This is a genomic window from Micromonospora sp. BS32 (genome assembly GCF_059089345.1).
Map to the genome: position 1 here is coordinate 479927 of NZ_JBSSHR010000001.1, position 18337 is coordinate 498263.

The following is an 18337-nucleotide window of genomic DNA, read 5'->3' on the forward strand; positions in this document are numbered from 1 at the left end:
CTGTCACGGGGTGGGCGTGGGCTGCTTGCCGCTCTCCGGCTCCGGATGGGGCTCGACCGCGGCGGACTCCGGGTCGGGGACCCAGCGGTGCACCCGGACCGCGGCGGGCACGACGGTGCGTCCGGCCTCGACGTCGTGGTAGCCGTCGAGGACCACGGCGGCGACCGTGCCGTCCTGGCCGGGGTCGCTCGCCGGCACCGTCGCGGTGGCCCGCTGGGTCGACGGTTCGAAGGCCGCGCCGACCGCGGGGGCCACCACGGTGATGCCGCCCCGTTCCAGCGTCAGTTCGAGGTTGGCGGCGTAGCTGCGCAGCATGTCCGCGGCGGCCGCCGCATCGAACGCCGGGGGCAGCCCGGCGGCGGTGCGCAGCAGGTCGTGGCGCAGCCGCTGCAGGTCGGTCAGGAGCGGGCGGAGCAGCAGCAGCCGCTCACCGGCCCGCAGCCGTTGGTTCTCCTCGTGCAGCCGGTCGATGACCTGCTCGCGGGCCGCGGCCCGGTCGTGCGTGCGGGCGATCTCGGCCCGCAGCCCGGCCAGCTCGCCACCGAGCCGTTCCGCCAGCCCGGTCAGCTCGCCGCCCAGCCGCTCCGTCAGCTCGTCCAGCCGGTCCGGCCCGACGGCCGGTGCGGGCGCGGACCCGACCACCGGCTGTGGGGGAACCTCCACCGCAGGCTGCGCGGGGACCTCGACCGCAGGCGCCGGCGGATCCGGGTCGACGACGACGACATCCTCCTCGGGACCGTGCGCTTCTTCGTGCACCGGCGCTCCCTCCCCTGATCCATCCGGCAGTCGCGGTGGGCGTCTCGGTCTTCTCTGACGGACAGCTCCGCCGTCCGTCAGGGACAGACGACGGACGGCAGGGGCGGAGGACGATCAGCATGGTTCGGCGTACGGTGGCGGCCGTCGCGGCGGCGCTCACGGCGGTGGCGGTGGCCTGCCTGCCCGTCGCGCCGGCGACGGGCGCTCCGGGGGACAGCGACGAGGTGTACGCGGCGCTCGGCGTCAACCGGGTGCCGGCCGACTACGTGGTGCTGGTCGACGTGTCCCGGTCGATGCGCGACGGCGGCCGGTACGAGCAGGTGAAGCGGGCGCTGCGGACGTTCCTGGCCGCGCTCGCCCCGGACGACCGGGTCGCCCTGGTCAGCTTCGCCGACTCGGCGCGGGTGGTCCACGACGGCCCGGCCGGCCGCGCCCCCGACCAGCTGGTGACGAAGCTGCCCAGGAGCGCGGACGGGCAGCACACCGACATCGGCGCGGCCGTCGAGACGAGTCTCCGGCTGCTGGGACGCAGGGGGGCGCCGCCGATCGCCACCGTCGTCCTGCTCACCGATGGGCGGCACGACCCACCCGCCGGTAGCGCGTACCCGTTCGAGCAGGGCTACGCCTGGAACCAGCTCGTCCGTTCCGCCCGGTCGCTGAAGAAGACGTCCCTGAACGCGTACGCCGTGCCGCTGACCGGGTCGACGGGCGCGCCGCTGCTCGCCCGGGTCTACCCCGGCGCCAGGGTGCTCGCGCCCACGTCGATCGACCGGCTGGGCGCCCAACTGGAACAGCCGAAGGCGGCGGCCCGCGCGGCGAAGGCGCGCAGCGTCCTCGGCGACGACGTGTCCCACGGGGTCCGGGTGAGCTGGCCGGCCGGCACGGGACGGATCGGGGCCGGCCGGACCCGGCTGGAGGTCCGGCTCCGGTCGACCACCACGAGGATCCCGCTGGTCGTCGACCACCTTGTGGTGCGCAGCGACCGGTCGGACGTGCGGGTGTCCGTGCCCGGCGGGCCGGTGGAGCTGCCCGCCGGAGGCTCCGCGACCGTCCCGGTGACGGTCGACTGGGACGCCGGCCCCCGCCGGGTCGCGCCGCTGGCCCGGGTCACCAGGGACGCGGCGTTCACCCTCGACGGCGAGGTCGACTCCCCGTGGGCGGCGGTGCTCACCGGCGAGCTGGGCGCGGACTTCGCCCCCCGGCTGGACGACGGCCCGACCCGGGGCACCCTCTCCGCCCAGCGCGGCAGCATCGGGTGGTGGGCGCTGGGCGCCGCGCTGGTGGTGGCGATGGCAGCCGCCGGCTGGTGGGGCCGCGCGCGGCGGCTGCACCCGGCCCTCGCCGGCACGGTGCGTCTCCGCGACGCCTCGGGCAGCGAACGCGACCTGTTGCTCAGCGGCCGCCGGACCGCGATCACCGCGGACTCGACCGGGCTGCCCGGGTACGGCGAGGTGACCGCCCGCCGCTCCTCCGTCGGCGCGTCCGAGGTCCGGTTGGTGATCGGCTACTCCCGGGACGGCTCGGTGGCCGCCCGGGAGGTCGGCACCTGCGGCCCGGGGGAGACCGTCGCACTGGGCGGCGTCGACTTCACCTGGCGCACCACGACGCCGGCGAGGTCCGGCCTGGTCGGCGGCCTCACCGGGCCGTCGCGGTGACCGGCGGCCCGGCCGAGGAGGCGGTCGGTCTGCTGGGCGACGCCGACCTCCTCGCCCTCGCCGAGCTCGTACCCGCCGGTGGCCGCGGTCCGGGGGAGGACGGGCCGACCGAGCCGATCGGCGTACGGTGCGGGCGACCGCTGCTGTATCCCGTGCCCGGCGAGGACCTGCCGGTGCACCTGCGCCGCCGTGCCGAGGCCACCGGCGGGCGGTACGTGGGCGCGCTCTTCGCCTTCGACCTCGACACCCTGCCGCGGCGGCAGCGGTACACGGCCGCCCGGTTCGAGGTGACGCTCGCCGACCCGGCGGCTCTCGCGGCGCGGCTCGACGGCGACGGCGGCACGCTCGGCCTGAGCTGGCCGGCGGCGCTCGCCGAGCCGGCCTCGGTGACGGCGGTGCACACCGTGGCCGCGGCCCGGGCCCGACCGGGCTGGCTGGCCCGGCTGGCGAGCCGGGCGGGAACGCCCCGCGCCCACGTCTTCGGCATCCACCGCCACGAGTTCGGCTGGGTGTACGAGGACCCGCGAGGGGACCTGCTGGTGCCCCGCGTGCACGGCATGCACGCCCTGCTGGAGCTGCCGGCCGGCGCGACCCGGGTCGCCGGGACGCTCGACGTGCGGGTACGGGTGGCGAGCGGACGCGACCCGTACAGCGCGGGCCTGCGCGAGTCGGTGACGTTCGACGAGGCGCTCGAGGCCGGTGGGACGGTCGAGGGCGCGGCGGTCCGGCTCTGCATGGCCGTTGACGTCACCGGCTACAGCCGGCGCAGCACCGCCGGCACCGAGCAGGTCCAGCGCGACCTGGTCGAGCTGCTGTCCCGGGTCCGGCGGGGAGCCGGCGTGCCGGACTCCGCCGTCCGGCCCCAGCCGCAGGGCGACGGCCAGTTCACCGTACTGCCGGCCGGGATCGACGAGTCGGTGGTGATCTCCCGCCTGGTCGCTGGCCTGGGCCGGCAGTTGCGCGCGCTCAACGCCGGCCGGCCGGCGGCGGACCGGCTGCGGATGCGGGTGGCCCTGCACCGGGGCCTGGTCAAGCCCGCGCCGAACGGGTGGGTGGGCGCGTCGGCGATCGCGGTGCACCGGATCCTCGACAGCCCGCCGCTGCGGGACGCGTTGACCGCCCGTCCGGCCGTCGACTTCGTCCTCGGCCTGCCCGACGTGCTGTTCCAGGACGTCATCCGGCACGCCACCGAGCCGCCGCTGCCGGTGGACTTCGCCCCGGTCACCGTGGAGCTGCCCGCGAAGGGGTTCGTCGAGCACGGCTGGCTGCACATCGGACCCGAGGAGACGGCATGAGCACCCTGTACGCCCTGCTGGTCGGCATCAACGCGTACCGGGCGCCGGCGGTGCCCGACCTGCGCGGGTGCCGTACCGACGTGGCGGAGGCGCGGGCCTTCCTGGCGACCCGGCTGGCGCCCGGCGTCGCCCTCGACGCCCTGTCGCTGCACGACGGCCAGGCGACCCGGGCGGCGGTGATCGAGGCGTTCCGGTCCCACCTGGGGCAGGCCGGCCCGGCGGACTCCGCGCTGTTCTGGTTCAGCGGGCACGGATCCGAGGCGCCCGCCCCGACGTGGTGGTTCGTGGAGCCGACGGGCATGTTGCAGACCCTGGTCTGCGCGGACAGCAGGGACGGCGGGGTGCCCGACCTGCTGGACAAGGAGCTGTCGATCCTGCTCGACGAGGTCGCCCGGCGGGCCGGGCACGTGGCGGTGGTCCTCGACTGCTGCCACTCGGCGGGCGGCACCCGGGAACTGCCGGGCACCCGCGCCCGGATGGTGGCGCCGATGGCCGCCGCGCCGGTCCGGGAGCTGCTCCTGCCGGAGCTGGTGCACGCGGCGCCCGAAGGGACGCCCGCCCCGGAGCACGTCGCGCTGGCCGCCTGCCGGTCCCACGAACTGGCCCAGGAGATGGAGCTGGGCGGCCAGCGGCGAGGCCTGTTCAGCTGGGCTCTGCTGAACGCCCTCGGCCGGCTCGGCCCGGCGGCGACGTACCGGGACCTGCTGGTCGCGGCGCAGACGGAGGTGGAGCAGAACGCGTACCGGCAGGTGCCGCAGCTGACGCCGGCCACCCGGGGGATCGCCGACCGGCCCTTCCTCGGCGGCCGGCTGGCCCCACCCGCCTCCGGCCTGCTGCTGCGGTACGCCCGCCAGGGCTGGGAGGTCGGCGCCGGCAGTTGTCACGGCCTGGTCGGTGACGCCGCGCCGGACGAGATCCGGCTGGCCGTGGTGGGCGAGCTCCCGGTGCGGGAGGTCCGGGTGGTCCAGGTGCTCCCGGAACGGAGCCTGGTCGAGCCGGTCGGCTGGCAGCCCGAGCGGGACCGGCAGTACCGGATGGCGCTCAGCCGGGTGCCGCTGCCCGTCACCACCGTGGCGGTGGGCGGGCCGGGCCAGGACCGGGCCACCGCCGCGACGGTGCTCGCCGCGCTGCGCTCCGCCGGTCCCGGGGGCGGGCCGTCGCCGCACCTGCGCCCGGTCGACCCGTCGCACGTCGACTTTGCGCCGGAGCTGCGGGTGCACGTCCCGCGGCGCGGGGTGGCCACTGTGGTGGACCGGCGCGGCGTCCGGCTCGCCGGGGAGCTGACCGACGTCGACCGGGACGGGGCGCGGCAGACCGTCCACGTCCTGGAGCACATCGCCCGGTGGCGGCAGATCCGGGAGCTGAACAACCCGGTGACCGGCCTGGCCGGCGCGGTGACGGTGGAGGTGGTCGCGGCACGACCGGGGGAGCACCTCGCGCCGTTCGACCGGCCGCCCGTCGCCGCCGACGCCGACGGGGTGGTGCGGCTCCGCTACGGGCGGGGGCCGGGTGGCTGGACGCCGCCGACCGTCTTCGTCCGCCTGCACAACCGCGGTGACCGGAAGCTGTTCTGCGTCCTGTTGGACCTGACCGAGCGGTTCCGGGTGCACGCCGAGCTCTTCCCGGGGGACTTCGTCGCGCCGGGCGGGCGGGCGGCGGCCCTGCGGGGACGCCGGGTCGTGGCGGCCCTACCGCCCGGTTCGGTGCCCGAGCCGGGTGCCCGGGTGCGGGACTGGCTCAAGCTGGTGGTGGCCGAGGAGCAGTTCAGCCCGGAACCGTTCGAGATGCCGGCGCTCGGCGCACCGCGCGGGGTGGACCGCGGGCCGCTGGCCGTCCGGGGGTTCCTCGACCGGGTCGGTCGCGCCGTCCAGCATCGCGACCTGGCGGCGTCCGCCGAGGACGGCGCGTACGACTGGACGACGGTGACCGTCCCCCTGGAGGTGGCGGTGCCCCGGGAGTGAGCGGTCGGCTCAGAGCCCCCGCAGCACCATCGCCGTCCGGTACGCGGGGTCGGTGAGGTCCAGGTCGGTGCGCCCCGCGAGGGTCGCCGGCAGCTGGGCGGGAGCGATCCTCCCAGGATCGCGGAGCCGTCGGCCGACCGCCCGGACGGCGGCGGCCGGGCGCAGCCCACCGCGGACCAGTTCGGTGTGCAGGATGGTGAGCATCAGCATGGCGACCGGGCGGGGTACCGGCCGGACCCAGTCGACCACGGCGGTGAAGCCGGCGGTGAGCAACGCGCCGGCGAGCGGCCCGGATCCCGCACCGACGGGTGGCAGCACGGCCAGCCCACCCTCCGCCCCGGCGCGGCCCGCCCGCCCGGCGATCGCGGCGGGTGTCAGCGCGGCCGGCCCGGCGAGGGCCAGCGCACCGTCGACGTCGACGCCGCAGTCCAGGTGCAGCATCGACGCGTCGAGGTGGGCGAGGACCTCGTCCGGGGTGCCGGCACCGTCGGCGCCCGACCCGACCCGGCCGAGCACGACCGACCGTGGGTACAGGCGGCGGAGCCGCTCCACCTCGGCCGGGCCGCGGTCGCCGCGGGGATCGGTGACGAGCACCGGCGCCTCGGTGACCCGCATCGGCACCCGGGCGGCCAGCTCGGCCGCCTGTCGGGCCGAGGTGACGTGGGAGACCACCGCCGGGTCGTCGTCCGGCAACGGGCCGGCGCCCACGACCACGACCCGGTCCGGTAGGGCCCGACCGGGCGGGACGTGGTCGAACCGGCCGGTCTCCGCGCGCAGCAGCAGTGTGCCGTCCGCCCGGGGCCAGGCCAGTGCCGCGATCCGTACGCCGTGCAGCGCCGCCGCCACCGGGGCGAAACCGGCGTGCAGGGTCTCGCCCAGCCGTCCGGCGGGGTGGCGCTCGTCGAGCAGCCGGGCCAGGTCCACGGCGAGCGGGACGACGCCGGACGGCTCGGCGGGCAGGGCGTCCGCGGCGGCCAGCAGGTGCCCGGCGGCCGACCGGGCGTCGTCGTCGGTGTCGCCCCAGCCGTCGTCGGCGTCGTCCCTGCCGCGCAGGTATAACGCCACCGCCAGGGTGACCCGGTCCGCGGCGGTGACCGCGACTCCCGCCGCGTGGGCGACCGAGCTGGCCAGCCCCACCAGGTCGTCCACCAGCCCTACCTGCGGGGCCGGGGCGCCGGGGCGCAGCAGCGCGGCGAGGGCGGCGGACGGTTCGCCGCCGCCGAGCCGTTCCCTGACGGCGTGGCGCAGGGCCGCCGGGTCGGGCCGTGCCGGCGCCGGCCGTGGCGTGGGTACGGATGCCTTCGCCCGGTCCGGCACGGTCACGACGGTGACGGGGCGGTCCAGCGGGTCGACGGTGGCCGTGGCGGACAGGTCGAACAGGGAGGGCATCGAGAGCCCGGCCACGGCGCCGCTGCTCATCCGCTGCTGCATCTCCTGGAGGGTGGCCATCAGCTGCATCATGGGCCCGAGGTCGAACGGGACGGCGCCGCCCCGCGGCGTACGGAAGAAGTCCCGCACCGCCTCGGCCATCTCCAGCATGACCTTCGTGGCCTCGGCCATCTCGGCGCCCAACTGGTCGGCGGCGACCACCTGGCGGAAACACTCCACCGCCCGCTCGGCCTCGGCCAGCGTGGCGGGGTCGGCCGGGGTGCCGCTCAGCAGCCCCGTGACCCCGTGCGAGCCGAGGCCGCGTACCAGCCCGGTCACGTAGAGCTGACCGAGGGCGAAGCGGGCGATGAGGGGGAAGACCGGTGGCAGTCCCACCGCCGCGACGGCCTCCTCCAGCAGCCCGATCGCCTTCTCCCGGTCCTCGTTCGGGCCACCGTGCGCGACGTGCCGTGCGCTTAGCAGCCAGCCCAGCTGGGCGGCGATCTGCGCGCGCAGGGGGTCGCCGGGGCCGAACATGCCGTACGCCTCCGCCAGGCAGTCGATGGCGTCGTCGAGCATCGGGCGGCCGGTCGCCTGCCCGGGGCCGATCCGCCAGTAGCGGTCGACCAGGATCTGGGAGAGTTCCATCAGGGGGCGGACGCGGGCGGGGCCGGTCAGCCGGGCCAGCTGAGCCCGCAGCCGCGTCTCCTTGTCCTCGTTCACGATCGGCCCCTCTCGTCTTCGTGCGGTCGCATCACTGTCCCCAGTGGACGAATCCGGCCCAGGCCGTGACGTGGGAGAGTTCGTCGTGGGCCAGGTGCCGGCGCAGCGGCGCCGGCATCCCCTCCGGAATGGACCGGTCCGGGTCGAGCATCCAGCCCTGTGCCCGCCGCAGCGCCTCCCACGCGGGCAGTCCGTCCGCGATCAGGTGGTGGTGGAACATGTACATCAGCACCGAGGTGGCCCGATCGGGGATGGCCCACTGGGTCGACAGCACCGACCGGACGCCGCCGGCGAGAAAGGCCGTGCCCAGGCTGTACGCCTCGTCGTAGCCGCTGATCGCCAGCCCCGTCCGGCAGGCGGCGAGCACGATCAGCCCGATGGCCCGCTCCGGGGAGCGCGCCGTCAGCTCGACCAGCTCCTCCGCGGTCAGCCGTCCACCGCCGGCCAGCAGGAGGTAGGAGGTGGCCGTCGCCGGGTCGGTGTTGATGACCCCGTGACAAGCGAGGTGCAGCACCGCGCCGGCGCCGGGGTTGTCGCCGGTGAGCCAGGCCCGCACCTCATCGACGCTGCCGGGGCCGGACCGGCTCGGCGACCCGTCGACCCGCCGGCCCACGTACCGGCCGCCGGGATAGAACGACCGGTGGATGGCGTACGCCTCGACCCGGGCCGCGGCCAGGTCCGGCGCCTCACCGCCCGGGTCCGGATCCCCGACCACCAGGCCCACCGGGGTCGGCGCGACCGGAGGAAGGGCCGCCGAGTGGCAGAGCATCCGGGCCGAGGCGGCCTGCGAGATGGCGACCAGCCGCACCGCGTACGTGCCGTCCGGCCGGCGGGCCGCCTGCCACGGGATCCGGGCGAGCTCCCCCATCGGCACCAGCACCATCCGGGGCGGTCGCCCGGTGGCGGGGCGGGGGAGGGCGGGCAGGTACCGCTGCACCAGCGGGCCGATCGCGGCCCGCCACGCCCAGTCGCACATGGCGTCGAGGCTGCCGGCGAAGTCGGCGGGGTCGTCGAGCGCGGTCAGGTCCCGCTCCGGGTCCGCGATGACCGCGTCGCGTCGGACCAGGGCCCTCAGGTAGCGCTCCACGTCCAGGTCGTCGAAGAGGTGCAGGTTGGGCAGGGCCATGTAGGCGGGCGGGCCCTGCGCCGGCGCGATGACCGCGTAGCCGGGCACCGGTGCCGCGCCCGGCATCAGGTAGACGAGCGCGTCCGCGTCGAGGGTGTGCAGCGCGGCGCGGATCTCGTCAAGCGTCGGCGCGTCGAGCAGCGCCCCCGCGCTGCTCCGCTCGGTGAGCACGGTGAGCACCTCGCGACGCAGGTCGATCGGGACCTCCTCCGCCGCGCCGGACGCGGTGGTCGTCCGCCAGCGCGACGCCAGGTCGGGCCGGCCCGCGCCCTCGAGGCGACCGGGGATCTGCCGGTTCTCGGTCGCCGCGTAGAGGGCCAGTCCCCGGCCCGCGTCGAGCGCGCGGATCGCGCTGGCCGGATCGTGGAACACCAGGCACTGTCGCGCGACGTCGACGGCGTCCTGGGCGGCCCGGCGCGCGGCGGCGTTGGCCGCCCTCAGGTCGGTCTGCAGCAGCACCCGCCAGGCGTGTTCGCGCAGGCCCTCCAGGGCGACGGTGTGCGGGTCCGCCGCACCGGCGTGCCGCCGCCGTACCTGCGACAGCAGCTCGTTGATGACCGACCACAGGGGGTGTGCCGGCCCACCGGCCAGCCGCTTCGCCCGCCCCAGCACCTCGTCGGCCTCGACCGCGTCCGCCATCGAGCCGGTCACCTCGCTGCGGCGGACCAGTCCGAGGGCCAGGCCGACCAGATGCGAGGCGAGACGGGGGTCGTCGGGTGGGGCGATGTCCACCGACGTCCGTAGGTGCGCGACGGCCTCTTCGACCCGGACCGGGTCGGTCTCCTCGCCGAGACCGAGCATCGTGCCGCCGATCCCCGAGTGGTACATCGCACGGTCGCTGGGGGAGAGGTCGGGCCGTTGCGCCAGGGTCGTCATGGCGGCGAGCTGTTCGGCCGTGACGGTGGGGACCGTCCCGTCGGGACCCTCGCCGCGCATCGCCGCCAGCGGCGTCAGCATCGTCTCGAGGGACACCACGGAGGCCCGGAGCGGATCCTCGGCCGGTAGCCGCTCCACCGTCTCGCGGAGCAGGTCGAAGGCCGGTCGAGGGTCGTCACCGCGGTGGTTCGCCGCCATCATGTCGGTCAGGCTGGCGAAGGCGTCGCCGAGCGTCGCCAGCGCCGGGTTGCCGGCCAGCGCATCGCGGAGCCGACGGGCCTCGCCGGGCAGCCGCTCCATCGCGGCCTCGTCACCGTCGTCCATCGCCCGCAGGGCACCGATCATGGTCCTCATCCCGTCCCGCAGCGGCGCCACCGTCGCGTCGTCGCCCTCGGTCGTCGCCAGGGCGAGGAAGGACTCCACCTCGGCGAGCGCGACCCGCGGGTCCGACACCTCTCCCTCCACCCCGGCGCGCAGCACCGCCATCGCCCGGGCCGCCGCGCGCACCTGCGGCCACTCCGGGGTGTCGGGTGGACCCGCCTCGGCGATCTCCAGGAGGCCGTCGAGCTGCCGTAGCCGGCGGGGATCCGTCGACGGACCCCCGCGCACCAGGGCACCGAGCAGGTCGGCCGCCAGGACACCCCGGACCGGCAGGTCGGCCGGGAGCCGGTGCAGGTCCCCGATCGCCGCCTCCAGGTCACCCCGGCCGAAGGCCGCCCGGCTGATCGCAACGCACCGCCCGGCGATGTCGGCCGCCCCGTCCACCCGCGCCCCCTCCCGCGTGCCACCTTCCGATCTACCTCACCTGACGGACCGCGAGGGTGGACCGGGCAGCGGTGGGCGGTGTTAGGGTCGGAATCGAACGACCGGATGAGGGAGACCAGACGTGGCAGGTGACGACGACATCTCCGGGTGAGACCGGAGTGTGCGGCCACCGGGTCGGCGCGCGACAGCGCAGCCGCCGTGGCCATGTCGTCGTTCCACCGACCCGTCTCCCGCTGGGCGGCTCCGCCGCGCCCACGTCACCCATGAGGTTCCTCGCATGTCCGACGCGTTCATCGTCTGCTCGCACCTCTCCTTCTCCTGGCCGGACGACACCCCGGTCCTGGACGATCTCTCCTTCACCGTGGGCGCCGGCCGCACCGGCCTGGTCGCGCCCAACGGCGCCGGCAAGAGCACCCTGCTCCGGTTGATCGCCGGTGAACTGCGGCCGACCGGCGGCACCGTGACGGTCGACGGGGTGGTCGGCTACCTCCCGCAGACCCTCTCCCTGGCCGGCGACCTGACCGTCGCCGAGGTCCTCGGGATCGCCCCGGTGCTGCACGCCCTGGACGCGATCGAGTCCGGGGACACCGCCGAGGAACACTTCACCACCGTCGGCAACGACTGGGACGTCGAGGAGCGCAGCCGGGTCGAGCTGGACCGGCTGGGCCTGGCCGACGTCGCGCTCACCCGGCGCCTGCACACCCTCAGCGGCGGCCAGGTCGTCTCCCTCGGCCTGGCGGCTCAGCTGCTCAAGCGGCCCGACGTCCTGCTCCTCGACGAGCCCACCAACAATCTCGACATCGACGCCCGCCACAAGCTCTACGGCGTGCTGGAGAACTGGGGCGGCTGCCTGCTGCTGGTCAGCCACGACCGGGCGCTGCTCGACCGGATGGACCGGATCCTCGAACTGGACCGGGGCGGGGTCCGCGCGTACGGCGGCAACTTCACCGCGTACGAGGCGGCGGTCGGCGCCGCGCGGGAGGTGGCCGAGAAGAACGTCCGCAACGCCGAGCAGGAGGTCAGGCGGGAGAGGCGGGAGATGCAACAGGCCCGCGAGCGGGCCGAGCGCCGACAGGGCAACGCCGCCCGGAACCTCGGCAGCGCCGGCCTGGCCCGGATCGTCGCGGGCGGTCTGAAGCGCAGCGCGCAGGAGTCGGCGGGGAGGGCCAGCGGGATGCACGCCGCGCGGGTCGGCGACGCCCGGGCCCGGCTCGACGAGGCCGAACGCGCCCTGCGCGACGACCAGCGGATCACCGTGGAGCTGCCCGGGACGAACGTCCCGGCCGGTCGTACCGTCTTCACCGGGGAACGGATGCAGGTCCGGCACGGCGGCCGGGCCCTCTTCGCCGGGGACGGGATCGATCTGACCATCCGGGGACCGGAGCGGATCGCGTTGACCGGGCCGAACGGCGCCGGCAAGTCGACCCTGCTGCGGTTGGTCACCGGCGAGCTGTCGCCGGAGGGCGGCGCGACGCGACGGGCCGACGGCCGGGTCGCCTACCTGTCGCAGCGGCTGGACCTGCTGGACGTCGACCGTACGGTGGCGGAAAATCTGGCCGCGTTCGCGCCCGGCGTGCCGGATGCGGAGCGGATGAACCTGCTCGCCCGGTTCCTGTTCCGTGGCGCCCGGGCGCACCTCCCGGTCGGGGTGCTCTCCGGCGGCGAGCGGCTGCGCGCCACCCTGGCCTGCGTGCTCTGCGCCGAGCCGGCGCCCCAGCTGCTGCTGCTGGACGAGCCGACCAACAACCTGGACCTGGTCAGCGTCGCTCAGCTGGAGAGCGCGCTGCAGGCGTACCAGGGGGCTTTCGTGGTGGTCAGCCACGACGAGCGGTTCCTCGCCGACATCGGGGTGGATCGCTGGTTGCGGCTCGACGGGGGCCGGCTGCGGGAGGTCGGCGCCCCTGTGTGATCTTGAGGTCGCCGGGCCGGTAGGCAGATCCGTGCCGCGACCCGGGGCAGGTGACGCCGGCAGGAAGGCCGTCGGCGCCGTGGGCTGCGGCTCGTAGGATCACCGGCATGCCGCGCATCGTCCAGCTGCTGGCCTCGCCGGTGCACCGCTACGTCGGCCGCCCCGCCGACGGTCCGGCGCCGGCGGCCCCCGGTGAACTGGTCGAGGAGATCCGGATCCGGGCCGGCCTGGGCATCGTCGGCGACCGGTACTTCGGCAGGCCCGCGCACCGCGAGGCGAGCGTCACGGTGATCGCCGCGGAGTCGCTGCCACCCGGGGCCGACCTGGTGCAGGTCCGGCGCAACATCCTGACCAGCGGCGTCGCGGTGGACGAGCTGGTCGGGTCGGTGCTGGTGCTGGACTCGGGGGACGGGCCGGTCCGGCTGCGGGTGCAGCAGCCGGCCCGTCCTTGCGCCTGGATGGACGTGGCCGTCGGCCCCGGCACGTGGAAGGCGCTCCGGGGCAGGGGCGGCATCCGCTGCACGCCGCTGACCGACGGCGTGCTGCGGGTCGGCCCGGTGGACGTCACAGTCGCCGGCTAGGGACGCCGGGTCGACCGGGTCCTGGCCGACGTGCCCGTCCGGCTGGCCTTCTCCGGCGACGGCCCCCGCCTCGTCGCCATCCGCGACGCCGCGCTCGACCGGGCGCTGGTCCGGCTCCTCGACGCCGTCCGGCAGGCCGGTGAGGACGGCACCTGGCCCAGGCTCAAGGTCTGCGCGCGGGACAGCTGCCGCTGGGCGTACTACGACGCCTCCCGCAACCAGGCCCGCCGGTGGTGCTCGATGGCCGGCTGCGGCAACCACGTCAAGATGCGGCGGGCGTACGCCGCCCGCAAGAGCCGCGGCACCGCGGCCGAGGGTCGTCCCGCGGACGATGACCGGGTCGCGCCGGTGGGAGCGCTCCGGTGACCTGCGGATGGTTGCCCCTTCGCAACGGTCGCGGTGTTTCCGGCAATGTGTAGCCTGCGAGCGTGAGCGACGATACAGCGGCACCCGACCCGGGGCATCCGACCCCGGTGCCCGGTGCCGCCGTCGTCCTGTTGTCGCAGGATTTCGCCGCCTCCAGCGTCACCGCCCTGCGCCACCGGCTGCACGCCGCGGTGAACGCCGCCGGGCTCACCGGCGACACCGGTGACGACTTCGTGCTCGCCGTGCACGAGCTCGTCGCCAACGCGGTACGCCACGGCGGTGGCCACGGCCGCCTCGATCTCCGGTGCGAAGGCGACGTGCTGATCTGCGAGATCAGTGACAACGGCACCCCGACGGGCACGCTGCCCGTGCGGCCGGCCGCCGTGGACGTCGCCGGCGGCCGCGGACTCTGGTTGGCGCACCAGCTCACCGAGGGGCTGATCCTCACCCAGGGCCCGCACGGCGTCACCGCCACGGTCAGCGCCTGCCTGTCGCCGGCCGGTCGCCCCGACGCGCCGTCCAACGGGCGACCGGACGGCCCGCAGACGTCCGCGGCGGTGAACTGACGGGTCCCGCACCGGGGCGGTGACCGGTCACCTACCGGCGGCCGGCCCGGAACGGCTGCCCCGAGCGCCGGTCGGGCCCGGGCCCGAAGTCGCCGGGGGGGGGTCCACCGAAGGGGTGACCCGGGTCGGCCGCCGGCCGGATGGCCAGCGACGATGACTTTCCGTTGACTGATGGCGACGCTGAGCTGCCGACGCGTCGGCGTGGCGCCACGTCGACGAGGGGAGGTTGCGGTGTACCAGTCTCCCGCGCGCGCCTTCGCCCGGATCGGCGCGACGCCGCCGGCGGCCCGACCGTCGGTCGTGCTCGGCCGGGCCGTCGTGCTCGGGGCGAGCGTCGCCGGGCTGCTCGCCGCCCGAGTGCTCGCCGACCACGCGGAACACGTGCTGGTCGTGGATCGCGACGAGCTGAGCGGCGGCGCACGGTCCGGCGTGCCGCAGGGCACCCAGATGCACGTGCTGCTGCCGGCCGGCCTGGGCCAGCTCGAGCGGTGGTTCCCCGGCTTCTCCCGGCAGGCCGTGGCCGAGGGCGCCGTGCTGGTCTCCGCCGCCACCCGGCGCAGCTACCTCGACGGGCGGCGCAAGGTGCCCGGCTCGGACGTCGACATGATCGCGGCCAGCCGTCCCTTCCTGGAGGGACTCCTGCGGCGTCGCACCCGGGAACTGCCCAACGTGACGGTGCTCCGCGCCCGGGTGACCGGCCTGGACTGCGACGGGGTCGCCGTCACCGGGGTACGCCACGAGACCGCCACCGGCCCCGCCACCACCTTCGCCGACTTCGTCGTCGACGCCACCGGCCGGGCGAGTCGGCTCGGTGACTGGCTGGAACGGCAGGGCTGGCAGCGCCCGCCCCAGCTGCGGCTGACCATCGACCTGCACTACGCGACCGCGACGTTCCGGCGTACCGAGGAGAACCCGGTGCCCAACGCCGTCCTGGCCGGCTTCAGCCCGGGCAACGGCGGTGACGTGGCCGGCGCGGCGTTCTCCGCCGTCGAGGACGGCCGGTGGATCGTGATGCTCGGCGGCTATGGCGACACCCGGCCCGGTCGCGACGGCGACGACCTGATCCGCCGTTGCCGGGAGGACTTCCCGCCGGAGTTCGCCCGGGTGGTCGGCAACGAGCTGCTCGGCCCGGTCCGGACCTACCACCAGGCCGACAGCCGACGGCGGGACTTCCACCGCCTCGGGCGGCTGCCGGGGGGCCTGGTGGCCGTCGGCGACGCCGTCTCCTCGTTCAACCCGATCTACGGTCAGGGCATGTCGTCGGCCGCGTTGCACGCCTCGTGCCTGTCGGAGTACCTCCGCTCCGGCGTCGATCCCCGCCGCCACGCCCGGGAGTTCTTCGCCCGGCAGCGGATCGTCGTCGACGCGGCCTGGGGGATGTCGACCTCGGCCGATCTGGCCCGCCCGTCGGTGGCCGGCCCCCGTCCGCGTGCCTTCCGGGTGTCCCGGTGGCTCACCGACCAGATCGTCGCCGCGTCGGTGACCGACCCGGCCGTCGCCCGACGTTTCGACGCCGTGGTGGAGATGCGCAGCCACCCGAATTCCCTGGCCCGGCCCGGCACCCTGCTCCGCGCGTGGCGGGTCAACCGGTCCCGGGCGTAGTCACCCCGGCCGGGCGGCGGGTCCGCCCGGTCAGCCGCGGTTCAGCCCCGGGTCGGGGGACACCCCGCTCGCCGTCGATTCCAGCTCCTGGGTCCCGATCACCCGCAGCAGGCGCAGTCGCTCGGCCGCGTCGGTGCCCGACCTCGGGGTCAGCACCAGCAGCTTCTGGCACGCATCGGCGGTGACCAGGGTCTCGCAGTCGACCTCGACCGCGCCGACCACCGGATGCAGCAGCGTCTTGCGGTCGAAGCGGCGCACCGCCACGTCGTGCGTCGCCCAGAGCCGCGCGAACTCCTCGCTGGCCGCGCGCAGCCGTCCGACCAGATCGGCCACGTCCGCGTCGCCGTGCCGGCGGGCCGCCGTGGCCCGCAGGTCCGCCACGATCACCCGGGACTGCCGGTCGTGGTCCTCGGCCGGGTACAGGGCGCGGGCCGCCGGGTCGGTGAACCACCGCCACGCGAAGCTGCGTCGCCAACCCGAGTGCCGGGGGTCGTCGCCCAGCAGCGCCCGGGCGAGCGGATTCTGTGCCACCGTGACCCCGAGGTCGTCGATCACCTGCGCGGGCAGGTCGACCAGGTGGTCCAGCAGGGTGAGCAGGCCGGGCCGGACGTGGCCGGTCGGGCGGTGGACCGCCGGCGGGCGGCGGCCGGCCAGGTGGAACAGGTGATCGCGCTCGTCCGTGGTCAGCCGCAGGGCGCGGGCGATCGCCGCGAGCATGCTCTCCGACGGTTGCGGGCCGCGCGCCTGCTCCAACCGGACGTACGTGTCCGGGGAGGCGCTGGCCAGCGCGGCCACCTCCTCCCGGCGCAGCCCCGGCGTCCGCCGGCGGGACCCCACCGGCAGCCCCACGTCGGCCGGGCGCAGCCGCTCCCGGTGCCGGCGCAGGAAGTCGGCCAGCTCCGCGCGTTGCATCCGCCCCACCCCACCCGTCGCCTCGCTCACGCGTACCAGGCTGCCCCAGCCGCGCCCGCCGCAGCCAGGGATCGGCGATCCCAGGCTGAGCCTTCTCTGCCCGAACCCCCGGTCACCGTCGCACAGTGGTCGGGACACGAACCTGGAGGAGCAGACATGATCAACCGTCAGTTGGGCGCCACCGGACCGACCGTCTCGGCCCTCGGCCTCGGTGCCATGGGCATGTCCGGCATGTACGGCCCCTCGGAGGACGCCGAGAGCATTGCCACCATCCACGCCGCGCTGGACGCCGGGGTGACCCTGATCGACACCGGCGACTTCTACGGCATGGGCCACAACGAGCTGCTGATCCGGGACGCCCTCGCCGGCCGGGACCGGGACGCGGTGACGATCAGCGTCAAGTTCGGCGCGCTGCGCGGGCCCGGCGGCGAGTGGCTCGGGTTCGACGCCCGCCCGGCGGCCGTGAAGACGTGGCTGACGTACACGCTGCGCCGGCTCGGCACCGACCACGTCGACGTCTACCGGCCGGCCCGGCTCGATCCGGCGGTGCCGATCGAGGAGACCGTCGGCGCGATCGCCGAACTGGTCGAGGCCGGGTACGTCCGGCACATCGGCCTGTCCGAGGTGGGTGCCGAGACGCTGCGCCGTGCCGCCGCCGTGCACCCGATCGTCGACCTGCAGATCGAGTACTCGCTGCTGAGTCGGGGTGTCGAGGCCGAGGTGCTGCCCGCCGCCCGGGAACTCGGCATCGGCGTCACCGCCTACGGGGTGCTGTCCCGCGGTCTGCTCTCCGGCCGGTGGGCCGCGGACCGCGCGCTGGCCGCGACCGACTTCCGGGCGCACAGCCCCCGCTTCACCGGGGAGAACCTCACCCACAACCTGAGCCTGGTGGAGGCGTTGCGTGCGGTGGCCGACCAGCGGGGAGCCACCCCGGCCCAGGTCGCCATCGCCTGGGTGCTGTCCCGCGGCACGGACGTCGTGCCGCTGGTCGGCGCCCGCCACCGGGACCGGCTCGCCGAGGCCCTGGCCGCGGCGGAGCTGACGCTCGACGAGGCGGACCTGGCCGCGATCGAGGCGGCGGTGCCGCCCGGCGCGGCGGCGGGGGACCGGTACCCGCAGGCCCAGATGGCGATGCTCGACAGCGAGCGTTGAGCGGACGGCGCGTCGGCCGGTCCGGGCTCCCGCACGGTCGGGGCCCGGCCGGCGACGTCCGGAGGTGTGCTCAGGCGTTGAGGTAGGCCAGCACCGCCAGCACCCGCCGGTTGTCGTCGTCGGACGGCGGCAGGCCCAGCTTGCCCAGCAGGTTGGTGATGTGCTTGCCGACGGCCTTCTCGGTGACGAACATCTTCGCGGCGATCGCGGCGTTCGACCGCCCCTCGGCCATCAGGGCGAGCACCTCCCGCTCTCGGGCGGTCAGGTCACGCAGCGGCTCGTGGTGGGTGTTCCGGGCCAGCAGCTGTGACACGACCTCCGGGTCGAGGGCCGTGCCACCGGCGGCCACCCGGCGCACCGCGTCGATGAACTGCCCGATGTCGGAGACCCGGCTCTTCAACAGGTAGCCGACGCCGCCGTTGCGGTCGGAGAGCAGCTCGCGGGCGTAGAGCTGCTCGACGTGCTGGGACAGGACGAGCACCGGCAGGCCGGGCACCTCGTTGCGGGCCTCGATGACCGCCCGCAACCCCTCGTCGGTCTGGGTCGGCGGCAGACGGACGTCGACCACCGCCACGTCGGGCCGGTGCGTGATCAACGCGTGCACCAGCGCCGGGCCGTTGTCGACCGCCGCCACCACCTCGAAGTCGTACGCCTCCAGCAGGCGGATCAACCCGTCCCGCAGCAGGGCCAGGTCCTCGGCAAGGACAACACGCACGCAGGCTCC

General features: G+C 75.7%; 14 protein-coding genes. 9 read left to right on the forward strand and 5 right to left on the reverse strand.

Annotated features, from left to right (window positions below; translation table 11 throughout):
* Window positions 1–3 precede the first annotated feature (3 nt).
* Entirely contained in the window at window positions 4–756 is a 753-nt protein-coding gene (gene grpE / locus AC5RWQ_RS02310) for a nucleotide exchange factor GrpE (RefSeq protein WP_494281065.1), read from the reverse strand.
* Between the two features lie 119 nt (window positions 757–875).
* On the opposite strand from grpE, the gene AC5RWQ_RS02315 reads away from it, so the two are divergent.
* The 3 genes from AC5RWQ_RS02315 to AC5RWQ_RS02325 are packed head-to-tail and all read left to right on the forward strand — an operon-like array spanning window position 876 to window position 5667.
* Window positions 876–2411 (forward strand): vWA domain-containing protein, encoded by a 1536-nt coding sequence (locus tag AC5RWQ_RS02315; RefSeq protein ID WP_494281066.1) that lies wholly within the window; start codon window positions 876–878, stop codon window positions 2409–2411.
* On the forward strand, window positions 2408–3706 hold the full coding sequence (locus tag AC5RWQ_RS02320; protein ID WP_494281067.1) for a hypothetical protein: 1299 nt from the start codon (window positions 2408–2410) through the stop codon (window positions 3704–3706). Before AC5RWQ_RS02315 ends, AC5RWQ_RS02320 begins: the two co-directional genes overlap by 4 nt.
* Window positions 3703–5667, forward strand: coding sequence for a caspase family protein (locus AC5RWQ_RS02325; RefSeq protein WP_494281068.1), 1965 nt, complete (start codon window positions 3703–3705; stop codon window positions 5665–5667). Before AC5RWQ_RS02320 ends, AC5RWQ_RS02325 begins: the two co-directional genes overlap by 4 nt.
* Window positions 5668–5676: 9 nt before the next feature.
* Here AC5RWQ_RS02325 and AC5RWQ_RS02330 read toward each other — a convergent pair whose 3' ends face one another.
* Both AC5RWQ_RS02330 and AC5RWQ_RS02335 read right to left on the reverse strand, forming a co-directional pair.
* The gene (locus AC5RWQ_RS02330) at window positions 5677–7758 is read right to left on the reverse strand and encodes a hypothetical protein (protein ID WP_494281069.1); all 2082 of its coding nucleotides are present in this window, start codon (window positions 7756–7758) and stop codon (window positions 5677–5679) included.
* Between the two features lie 31 nt (window positions 7759–7789).
* On the reverse strand, window positions 7790–10525 hold the full coding sequence (locus tag AC5RWQ_RS02335) for a CHAT domain-containing protein (RefSeq protein WP_494281070.1): 2736 nt from the start codon (window positions 10523–10525) through the stop codon (window positions 7790–7792).
* A gap of 277 nt (window positions 10526–10802) precedes the next feature.
* Between AC5RWQ_RS02335 and abc-f the strand changes: the two genes are divergently transcribed.
* From abc-f to AC5RWQ_RS02360, 5 genes are all read left to right on the forward strand, one after another.
* Window positions 10803–12434: a ribosomal protection-like ABC-F family protein gene (abc-f, locus tag AC5RWQ_RS02340; RefSeq protein ID WP_494281071.1), complete on the forward strand. Its 1632-nt coding sequence runs from the start codon at window positions 10803–10805 to the stop codon at window positions 12432–12434.
* A 107-nt stretch (window positions 12435–12541) separates the two neighbouring features.
* Entirely contained in the window at window positions 12542–13015 is a 474-nt protein-coding gene (locus tag AC5RWQ_RS02345; protein ID WP_334490628.1) for an MOSC domain-containing protein, read from the forward strand.
* Window positions 13016–13045: 30 nt separating this feature from the next.
* Window positions 13046–13381, forward strand: a complete 336-nt coding sequence (locus tag AC5RWQ_RS02350; RefSeq protein ID WP_494281072.1) for a CGNR zinc finger domain-containing protein — start codon at window positions 13046–13048, stop codon at window positions 13379–13381.
* Between the two features lie 62 nt (window positions 13382–13443).
* Window positions 13444–13947, forward strand: coding sequence for an ATP-binding protein (locus AC5RWQ_RS02355; RefSeq protein WP_494281073.1), 504 nt, complete (start codon window positions 13444–13446; stop codon window positions 13945–13947).
* 231 nt (window positions 13948–14178) lie between these two features.
* Complete coding sequence (locus AC5RWQ_RS02360) at window positions 14179–15549, forward strand: FAD-dependent oxidoreductase (protein ID WP_494281074.1); 1371 nt, start codon at window positions 14179–14181, stop codon at window positions 15547–15549.
* Window positions 15550–15579: 30 nt separating this feature from the next.
* Here AC5RWQ_RS02360 and AC5RWQ_RS02365 read toward each other — a convergent pair whose 3' ends face one another.
* Window positions 15580–16461, reverse strand: a complete 882-nt coding sequence (locus AC5RWQ_RS02365) for a helix-turn-helix transcriptional regulator (protein ID WP_494281153.1) — start codon at window positions 16459–16461, stop codon at window positions 15580–15582.
* 156 nt (window positions 16462–16617) lie between these two features.
* Here AC5RWQ_RS02365 and AC5RWQ_RS02370 point away from each other — a divergent pair, with 156 nt between their 5' ends.
* Complete coding sequence (locus tag AC5RWQ_RS02370) at window positions 16618–17613, forward strand: aldo/keto reductase (RefSeq protein WP_494281075.1); 996 nt, start codon at window positions 16618–16620, stop codon at window positions 17611–17613.
* A 70-nt stretch (window positions 17614–17683) separates the two neighbouring features.
* Here the strand turns inward: AC5RWQ_RS02370 and AC5RWQ_RS02375 are convergent, their stop codons facing one another.
* Window positions 17684–18328, reverse strand: a complete 645-nt coding sequence (locus AC5RWQ_RS02375) for a LuxR C-terminal-related transcriptional regulator (protein WP_334490621.1) — start codon at window positions 18326–18328, stop codon at window positions 17684–17686.
* Between the last annotated feature and the right edge of the window lie 9 nt (window positions 18329–18337).